The sequence below is a fragment of the uncultured Gemmiger sp. genome (assembly GCA_944388105.1).
Classification (GTDB): domain Bacteria; phylum Bacillota; class Clostridia; order Oscillospirales; family Ruminococcaceae; genus Gemmiger.
The window spans coordinates 1-8,622 of sequence record CALXHN010000086.1; the positions used below are offsets into that span (position 1 = coordinate 1).

Sequence of the window (8,622 nt, forward strand, 5' to 3'; positions counted from 1 at the left end):
GCCCGCGTGTGGCCATCGGTCAGGGTGAGAAAACCGTCACCGAAATCATGCACCGGAAGCGGGCGGCAAGCGTTCAGGGTGGCCGGCGTGAGCCACGCCTGTACCGCCTGCAGCTTGGTACGGCTGACGTACAGCTGGCTGACATGCAGCTGTGCCGGTTGTATCCGGCGGACACCGTCAAACAGCTTTTCCATAAATGAAACCGCCCTTTCCTTTTTCCGTATAGTTTGCAAAAGAAAAACCCGAACGATAAATCGTTCGGGTTTTTGGTGGGAGCTGGTGGATTCGAACCACCGAAGCATTACGCAGCAGATTTACAGTCTGTCCCCATTGGCCACTCGGGAAAGCTCCCATCTATTCAGTTTCGCGCCGCTCGTTTGTGCTCACCTGTCAGCGCTCATTTATTATAGCAAAGGAATCTTGGAAATGCAAGCTTTTTTTGAAAAAAAGTTTGTCGATGTTTCGTTGTCTTCAAAATTTCTTTGAAAAAAGTTGATTTTTTATGGGTCGGAGCACTGTTTTTGACGGCAGAAAAGATATCCGGAACGGAGCTTTTGCCCGTCTTGCCGCCCGCCTCTCCGCAAAACGGTCCGATCAATACAAAAATCCCCGGTTTACGGAAGCCGGACCGTAAACCGGGGACCTGAAACAATTTTGTCAGCGCTCGATCTTCATGTGAGGATGGCGGGCGTTGTAGCTCTCCACAGACAGCTCCCAGGTGGTGTTGCCCTCGGCATCTTCTTCCACCCGGGTAAAGCCCATACCGGCATAGAAGTCCTTCACCATACCGTTCTTGGCTGTGGGGTAATAATAGCCCCGGATGGTCTTGAGACCACGGGCAGCGGCATCCGCCACCACGGCATCCATCATGGCATCTTCCATGCCGCGCTTGAGCACACGGCAGCTCATGAGCCACAGACGCAGGTGCAGGGTCTCCCCTTCCGCTTGTCCGGCCACCACCGTGACCACACCATTATCGCCGAACTTGTCCACCAGCTTGCCGTACAGACACAGCCAGGACGAATCATCGGCCATACCACGGATATCGTCCTCCGAGCAGCGCAGGGTGGTGAGATTGAACTGGTTCGACTTGTTGGTCAGCTGGGCGATACGCTGGATATACAGCGGTTCAAAGCCGCGGATGGTGGCCGTCATCTCCAGGCTGTCCAGATAAGCACCGTAATCCGCAAAGGCTGCCTGGGCACGGCGGCGCTCGGCGTTGGCATGGTAGAGTTCGGTCTTTTTCAGGTCCTCCCCCGAGAGGGTGGTGACCTCAAAGTAGCCGCCGTGGTCCAGGGTCTTGATGTAATTTTCGGCCCCGTCCAATACCGGCGTGGCCACACCGGGCACTTGGGCTGCCACAATGGCCCGCTCTGCCGGGTTGTCATCAGCAAAGACAAAGCTGTCCGCTCCCAGGTTGAGTTCGGCGGCAATGGCCTTGAGGTTCTGGTCCTTGGGGTCCCAGTTGGCCTTGATGGCCACGAAATCTTCCGGACGCAGCACCCCATCGGGATGGTTGAGTCCCGCCAGCGCATTTTCCTCGTCGTTCTTGGAATCCACCGCCAGCACAACACCGATGGACTTGAGCGCCTTGCAGTAGCTCTGGAATTCGGCATAGACCTGTCCCTCGGGCACTTCGGGTCCGACAGCAATGCCGTCCACCCCGTCATCCCCCACGACGCCGCCCCACAGGGTATTGTCCAGGTCCAGGACCAGGGCTTTCTTGTTGCGGCCATACAGGGACTTGATGATGTTGGCCAGACTGTTGGCCAGGGACGGGATGGCATCCAGACACATGGCATACTTGTACATGTGCCAGAAGAAAGCATCTCCCCAGGCGGTCAGGCCATAGTCCGAAGCCAGGTAGTCCAGGTCATTGATGTAAAAGTCCTCATGGGCCGCGGCATAGGCATAGAACTTCTGATTCAGGCGGGAAATGAAGTTGGTGCGTCCCCGCACATCCCACACATCCCGGTTGCCCATCAGGCGATAGTTGGGACGGTCGAAATTATTCTGAATGACCGGACAACTGAACTTCCGGGCCAGCGCCTGCCACATGGTCTCGAAGCGGGCGTACTCGGATTCCAGCATTTCATCCACCTGAACCGGAGTATCGGAAGTGGTGGGGAAATGTTCAATGTTGCGCCAGTTGGTATGAATATAGATCACATCCGGTTTGAATGCATCCAGTTCGGGGGTACCGAACATGGCATCCTGCCAGTACTGACCGTATTCGGATTGATAGAACTCGGCCTCGATGCCGTAATTCAGCAGAAACAGTCCCAGCTGATCGGCCACTTCGTTGGTGGTGGAACCGCCGAGGATGGCAATTTTCTTGTGCAGGGGGCTGGGGTTCTGGGCCAGCAGCTCCCGCCGGATGCGGCGCTTTTTGCGCAGCAGCTGTTCGGTATCAAGAGGATAATGGAAGCAGTCCATGACAGGCTCCTTTGCTTCGTTTTTCTGGGTAAGCAGCAATCAGCCCAGCTGTGCCAGGGCCTCTTCCAGAGCATGGGAGATCTGGTCCGGGCAGCTGGTGGGGCGAGGACCGCAGGTGGTGCCCTTCATGCGCTGAATGGCGTCCTCGGCCTTCATCCCCTGCAGCAGCTGGCAGATGCCTTTCAGGTTGCCATTGCAGCCGCCCATGACTTCCACCTTGCGGATGGTGTGGTCCTCGGCCAGATCGACACGGGTCAGCACCGAGCAGGTGCCCTTATTCTTGCGTTCGTAAATCATGATGGTATCTCCTTTGTCTTTCTTGCCGCTCAGCGCTTGCGGGCGCGAGCGACAGCTTCAATGCGGGCGATCTGATCGTCCGCAGTATAAAAGGCGCCCATCGGGCGCGGGTTGTTGGAATTCATGCCGTGGAAGTCGGTGCCGCCGGTGACGATCAGGTCGTTTTCCCGGGCCAGACGGGTCAGCTCCTCCTTGTCTTCCGGAGTGTTGCGGGGATGGTCGATCTCTACGCCATCCAGGCGGCCGGCTGCGATGAGTTCCCGGGCCAGAGGCATGCTCTTATACACACTGGGATGCGCCAGCACGGCCACGCCACGGCAGGTCTTGATCAGGTTCAGCACCGTGTCCACCGTCTCGTACTTGGGATTGTGCAGGATCTTGCCCCGCACCGGCCGCAGACCGAACAGCGAACGGTACACCGAATTGTACATCCCATCCGAAAGGCCGTACTGCCACAGCACCCGCATGACGTGCGCCTTGTACAAAGTACCGCTGTCCCGGGCAAATTCCAGCGCTTCCGCCGTCTTGAACTGCGGGCAGAGCTCTTCCAGTTCCCGGCAGCTCTGCATAACGGCGTTGTACCGGCGCTCGGACATAAGCTTGGAGAAGTCCTCCAGGGCCGCACAGTCATCAGGCCAGAAACACAGAATATGTACACGGTGCCCCCGCTCATAGTCGTATGCCGTAAGTTCGGTGGCCGGAATCAGGTGGACCCCTTCCACCACCGGATTGGCATAGGCATACCGCACGCTGCGGATGGCATCATGGTCAGACACGGCCAGATGGGTCATGCCGGCACATTTGGCCAGAAAAGGCAGCTTGGCCACCGGGGTGGATCCGTCGGAAAAGGTGGTATGTGTGTGAAGATCTCCTGGCATGGGGAGTGCTCCTTTCCGCTGTCTGGCAGCTCTTTTTATTATATACAGTTTTGTCAGATTTGAAAAGAGGGTCCCCGGAATCAGGATACAGCAAAAAGGGGCCGCCCCGCGAAGGGCAGCCCCGGATGATGAACAGGGAAATCAGGCCAGAATCGGCTTGATGGCTTCGGCCAGCTTGTCTTTCTGGGCCTGGGCTTCGGCCAGGTCCTTGCCGAGGGTGGTGAAGTAGGTCTTGATCTTCGGCTCGGTGCCGGAGGGACGGACCACCACGGTGGCGCCGCTTTCCAGCTTGTAGATCAGGACGTTGGCGGCAGGCAGGCCGGTCTCCTCGGGCTTCTCGTAGTCGGTGACCTTGACGACCTTGTCGCCGGCGAAGTCCGCGGGTGGGTTCTTGCGCAAGCCTTCCATGATGCCGGCCATCTTGTCCATGCCGGACAGGCCCGGGAACTCGAAGCTGTCCACCTTGTTCAGGTAACGGCCATACTGGGCATAGATGCGCTCCAGCTCCTCCTTGATGGAGGAGCCCTTGGCACGGTAGTACGCCGCCATCTCACAGATCAGCATGGAACCGATGATGGCGTCCTTATCGCGGACATAGGGACCGGCGAGGTAGCCGTAGCTTTCCTCAAAGCCGAAGATGAAGCGGTCAACCTGACCATCGGCTTCCAGCTTGGCGATCTGGTCGCCGATCCACTTGAAGCCGGTCAGGACGTTGCGGCACTCCACGCCATAATGGGCAGCCACGGCGTCCGCCAGCGGGGTGGACACGATGGACTTGCACATGACGGGGTCCTTGGGCATGGTGCCCTGCTCGATGCGGCCGGCACAGATGTAATCCAGCAGCAGAACGCCCACTTCGTTGCCGGAAAGCAGCTCATAGCTGCCGTCCTTGCACTTGACGGCAATGCCCACACGGTCGGCGTCGGGGTCGGTGGCCAGCATCAGGTCGGCACCGGACTTTTCGGCCAGTTCCAGACCCAGGCGCAGCGCCTCGAAGATTTCGGGGTTGGGATAGGGGCAGGTGGGGAAGTTGCCATCCGGGTCCTTCTGTTCGGGCACGATGGTGATATCCTTGATGCCGATCTCGTCCAGAACAGTGGTGACAGGCACCAGACCGGAACCGTTCAGCGGGCTGTACACCAGCTTCAGGCCGGCTGTCTTGCAGATGCCGGGACGGATGGAGCGAGCTTCGATGGCATCGTACAGCGCGCGGATGCAGTCATCCCCCACATACTCGATCATGCCCTTTTCCAGACCCTCGGCAAAGGGCATGGTCTTGGCACCGGTGAGGATGTCGGTCTTCTGGATCTCGGCATAGACGATGTCGGCGGCTTCATCGGTCATCTGGCAGCCGTCCGGGCCGTAGGCCTTGTAGCCGTTATACTTGGCAGGGTTATGGGAAGCGGTGACCATGATACCTGCGTTGCACTTATAGTACCGGGTAGCAAAGCTCAGGGCCGGAACGGGCATGAGGGCGCGGTAAATGCGCACATGGATGCCGTTGGCTGCCAGCACTTCGGCCGCCGCCTTGGCAAAGACATCGCTCTTGATTCGGCTGTCGTAGCTGATGGCCACAGTCTGGGTACCGCCCTGGGTCTTGACCCAGTTGGCCAGCCCCTGGGTGGCCTGCCGGACCACATAGACGTTCATCCGGTTGGTACCGGCACCGATCACGCCGCGCAGACCGGCCGTGCCGAATTTCAGGGCAACGGCAAAACGGTCCTGGATGGCAGCGTCGTCATCCTTGATGCTCTCCAGTTCCGGTTTCAGGTCGGCGTCATCGAGGTCGAAGGCCAGCCAGCGGTCAAACATTTCTTTATACATTTTGAACACCTGCGCTTTTCTTCCAATGATATATTTTGGGTAGTTTTGCTTAACTATCATAAATATACCAATCTGCACCGGTCTTGTCAATCGAATCTTGGCGCAATCACCCATTTTTTGCCCTGTCCGTCTGCATTTTTATGCTTTTTGCTTGCCCCATGCCGGAGAAAACGATATACTGATAAGCGAAACGAACACAGAGGAGGGGCGCGGATGTTTGCGCAGATCAACAGCCTGGGGGTGACCGGCCTGAGCGGTTATCCTGTGACGGTGGAGACCGACATTTCCGGCGGGCTGCCCGCCTTTGCACTCGTGGGACTGCCTGATTCCGCCGTCAAGGAGTGCAGCGAGCGGGTCCGCAGCGCCGTGAAGAATCTGCACTACCCCTGGCCTGCCAGCCACATCACCGTCAACCTGGCCCCCGCCGACGTGCGCAAGACCGGTTCCCTGTACGATCTGCCGGTGTTTCTGGGCATTCTGACCGCCCAAGGGCAATTGCCCGCTCCGGCCCCGCACCAGGCTTTTCTGGGGGAGCTGGGTCTGGACGGCGCCCTGCGGCCCATCCCCGGGGTGTTGCCCATGTCTCTGGCGGCGCGAAAGGCAGGCATCACCGAACTGTTCTTGCCGGCCGAAAACGCCGCCGAAGCCGCCGTAGCCCCCGGCGTCACCGTCTATCCGGCCCGTACCGCCCGGGAGGTGGTGGAGCATCTGTGCGGCACAGAAAAGCTCTCCCCTGCCCAACCGGACGGATATGACGCGGACGGCGGTTGGCTGGGGCCCGACTTTGCGGATGTACGCGGGCAGGCGGAAGCCCGTCGGGCGCTGGAAGTGGCCGCCGCCGGCGGGCACAATGTGCTCATGGTGGGCCCGCCGGGTACCGGCAAGAGCATGCTGGCCAAGAGGCTGCCGGGAATCCTGCCGCCCATGAGCTATGAGGAGGCCCTGGAGACCACCGCCATCTATTCGGTGGCAGGGCTGATGCGCGCGGGCCAGGGTCTGCTGAAAGCCCGCCCCTTCCGCAGCCCGCATCACAGTGTCAGCGCCACCGCCATTGCGGGCGGCGGCACCAACGCCCGCCCGGGGGAAGTGAGTCTGGCCCACAACGGCGTCCTGTTTCTGGATGAGCTGCCCGAATTTTCCCGGGACACGCTGGAGGTATTGCGCCAGCCGCTGGAGGACGGGAAAATCACCGTGAGCCGGGTCCATGCCAGTGCCACTTACCCCTGCCGGTTCATGCTGGTGGCAGCCATGAACCCCTGCAAGTGCGGGTATCACGGCTGCCCCGGACACGAATGCACCTGCACCCCCAGCGCCATCGAACGGTACCGGCAGAGGATTTCCGGGCCGCTTTTGGACCGCATCGATCTGCATGTGGAGGTCCGGCCGGTGGAATACGACTCCCTGGCAGCCGAGGCGGGCGGCGAGCCCAGCACCGCCATTCTGGCCCGGGTGACTGCCGCCCGTGCCGTTCAGCGGGAACGGTATGCAGGGCTTGCCATCGGCTGCAACGCCCAGCTGCCCAGCAGCCTTCTGCGCCGGTACTGCCGGCTGGCCCCTGCCGCCGAGGCCATGCTGCGCACCGCCTTTGAGCGGATGGGATACAGCGCCCGTGCCTACGACCGCATCCTGCGGGTGGCCCGCACGGTGGCGGACCTGAACGGCAGCGACATCATCGGCCCTGCCGAGCTGATGGAGGCCCTGCAATACCGCAGCATGGACCGCAAACAATAAAAACCGCCCGACTCCCTGTGCCTGTGCACAAAAGGAGTCGGGCGGTTTTCCTATCCTGGATATTCCATTCAGAAAAGCAGACCGGCCAGACGGCGAGCGCTTTCGGCCCAGGAATATTTGGCCAGCAGCTCGGCGGGGTCCGCCGCAGGCGGCGTCACTTTCGTCACATCTCCATGATTGACGGCCAGATCAATATACCCGGCACAGGGGCCGTAAACCTCCCGCATGCAGGGCGTGTCGCTGACCAGCACCCGGGGTGCCCCGCAGGCCACCGCTTCCAGCGGCGGGATGCCGAATCCCTCATACAGCGTGGGGAACAAAAACGCTTTGCAGTTGGCCATCAGGGTCTTGGCTTCCCCGTCGGAGACATATCCCAGGTAGACCACATTGGGCAGGTCGGCCAGCCCCAGTTCCTCTGCCTGCTTTTGCAGGCTGCCGCCCCCTGCTATGGCGAAAATCTCCCGCGGGGCATTTTTGGAGGCCCGCAGCACCCAGGGGAAGTTTTTATTCTTGAGCAGATTGGCCATGGAAAAGTAATATTGTCCCGGTTTCAGGGCAGGCCATTTGCCCCCGTTGGCAAAAACATCCGGGTCAGCCTTGATCCGTTCCATATGCTGCCATGCGTTGCCAATGACGGTGATGCGAGATGGGTCCACCTTATAATATTTGACAATCTCGTTTTTGGAAAATTCCGATACGGTAACAATGCCGCAGGCCTGATGGGCCATGGCCCGGTACTGAAGCCGGTGCCACGCCGCCGACGCCCGTCCCCGTGGGTCCCGGTAGAAATCCGGACGGGCACGGTAGCACACATCATGCCAGACGGCAATCCCCGCGTGCCGGCCGGCCCGCAGGGGGATCACATTGCACATGCACAGCCACCGGCGGCCGGTCTGCGCCAGATACCGCGGATAGTCCCGCTGCTCCCACAGCGGATTCTGCTTGCCGTACGCTACGACCTTCAGGTTTTCATAGGCAGGCTGCGGCGCGCCTTCCGGCACGACCACCTCCAGGGCCCCGGGCGGTGCGATCTTGTCCAGTTCTGCCAGGACTTCGGTGGCATATCTCTGGATTCCAGAAAGGCGCTGGGTAAAGAACCAGCCGTCCACAGCATACAGCGGCTTGGCCGCCGGTCTGGCTCCGCAGTCCCGCACCTGCCAGGGGCGGGTACGTTCCCCGCAGGTCCCTGCCAGAGAGCTTTGCGCCGGTTTGGCGGTGATCGTGTCCTTTTGCATCCCTTTTCCTCCTGTCCGGAAAACAGTCATTCAAGAAGTCCCGCCTGCTGTTTGAGAGCCAGAATGCGTTCCACGCTCTCATCCAGGCGGGCTTCGCTCAGTCGTCCATCCTCTACGGCCGCCAGCACTTCCTCATACGCCTGGACCAGACCGGCGGGCATCAGCAGCAGGTCCGCTCCGGCCTGCAGGGCGAGAAGGGCAGCTTCGCCCGGTGTGTAAGT

General features: G+C 60.2%; 7 protein-coding genes, 1 tRNA gene and 1 pseudogene. 1 reads left to right on the forward strand and 8 read right to left on the reverse strand.

All coding sequences use genetic code 11. The features are described 5' to 3' along the window. From Q0K17_RS09055 to Q0K17_RS09080, 6 genes and pseudogenes are all read right to left on the reverse strand, one after another. A pseudogene (locus Q0K17_RS09055) lies at positions 1–194 on the reverse strand (hypothetical protein); the annotation flags it as partial. 73 nt (positions 195–267) lie between these two features. Further along, positions 268–352 (reverse strand) — tRNA-Tyr (locus Q0K17_RS09060). Between the two features lie 305 nt (positions 353–657). Next, entirely contained in the window at positions 658–2,436 is a 1,779-nt protein-coding gene (locus Q0K17_RS09065; RefSeq protein ID WP_294542430.1) for an HAD family hydrolase, read from the reverse strand. Between the two features lie 39 nt (positions 2,437–2,475). Continuing rightward, the gene (locus tag Q0K17_RS09070) at positions 2,476–2,733 is read right to left on the reverse strand and encodes a TIGR03905 family TSCPD domain-containing protein (RefSeq protein ID WP_294542432.1); all 258 of its coding nucleotides are present in this window, start codon (positions 2,731–2,733) and stop codon (positions 2,476–2,478) included. A 29-nt stretch (positions 2,734–2,762) separates the two neighbouring features. Further along, positions 2,763–3,611 (reverse strand): PHP domain-containing protein, encoded by an 849-nt coding sequence (locus Q0K17_RS09075; protein ID WP_294542434.1) that lies wholly within the window; start codon positions 3,609–3,611, stop codon positions 2,763–2,765. A 141-nt stretch (positions 3,612–3,752) separates the two neighbouring features. After that, positions 3,753–5,435 (reverse strand): phospho-sugar mutase, encoded by a 1,683-nt coding sequence (locus Q0K17_RS09080; protein ID WP_294542436.1) that lies wholly within the window; start codon positions 5,433–5,435, stop codon positions 3,753–3,755. Positions 5,436–5,648: 213 nt separating this feature from the next. On the opposite strand from Q0K17_RS09080, the gene Q0K17_RS09085 reads away from it, so the two are divergent. After that, positions 5,649–7,166: a YifB family Mg chelatase-like AAA ATPase gene (locus Q0K17_RS09085; RefSeq protein ID WP_294542437.1), complete on the forward strand. Its 1,518-nt coding sequence runs from the start codon at positions 5,649–5,651 to the stop codon at positions 7,164–7,166. Positions 7,167–7,234: 68 nt separating this feature from the next. Here Q0K17_RS09085 and Q0K17_RS09090 read toward each other — a convergent pair whose 3' ends face one another. Together Q0K17_RS09090 and Q0K17_RS09095 are read right to left on the reverse strand one after the other, a co-directional pair. Next, positions 7,235–8,401: a glycosyltransferase family 1 protein gene (locus Q0K17_RS09090; protein WP_294542438.1), complete on the reverse strand. Its 1,167-nt coding sequence runs from the start codon at positions 8,399–8,401 to the stop codon at positions 7,235–7,237. A gap of 26 nt (positions 8,402–8,427) precedes the next feature. Then, positions 8,428–8,622, reverse strand: a 195-nt coding sequence (locus tag Q0K17_RS09095) for a glycoside hydrolase family 3 N-terminal domain-containing protein (protein WP_294542440.1), incomplete at its 5' end; no start/stop codon positions are given.

What these genes read in the sequence shown, in the direction of transcription:
- Q0K17_RS09065 (WP_294542430.1), bottom strand. Translation starts at nt 2,436, where the DNA reads ATGGACTGCTTCCATTATCCTCTTGATACCGAACAGCTGCTGCGCAAA.
- Q0K17_RS09070 (WP_294542432.1), bottom strand. Translation starts at nt 2,733, where the DNA reads ATGATTTACGAACGCAAGAATAAGGGCACCTGCTCGGTGCTGACCCGT.
- Q0K17_RS09075 (WP_294542434.1), bottom strand. Translation starts at nt 3,611, where the DNA reads ATGCCAGGAGATCTTCACACACATACCACCTTTTCCGACGGATCCACC.
- Q0K17_RS09080 (WP_294542436.1), bottom strand. Translation starts at nt 5,435, where the DNA reads ATGTATAAAGAAATGTTTGACCGCTGGCTGGCCTTCGACCTCGATGAC.
- Q0K17_RS09085 (WP_294542437.1), top strand. Translation starts at nt 5,649, where the DNA reads ATGTTTGCGCAGATCAACAGCCTGGGGGTGACCGGCCTGAGCGGTTAT.
- Q0K17_RS09090 (WP_294542438.1), bottom strand. Translation starts at nt 8,401, where the DNA reads ATGCAAAAGGACACGATCACCGCCAAACCGGCGCAAAGCTCTCTGGCA.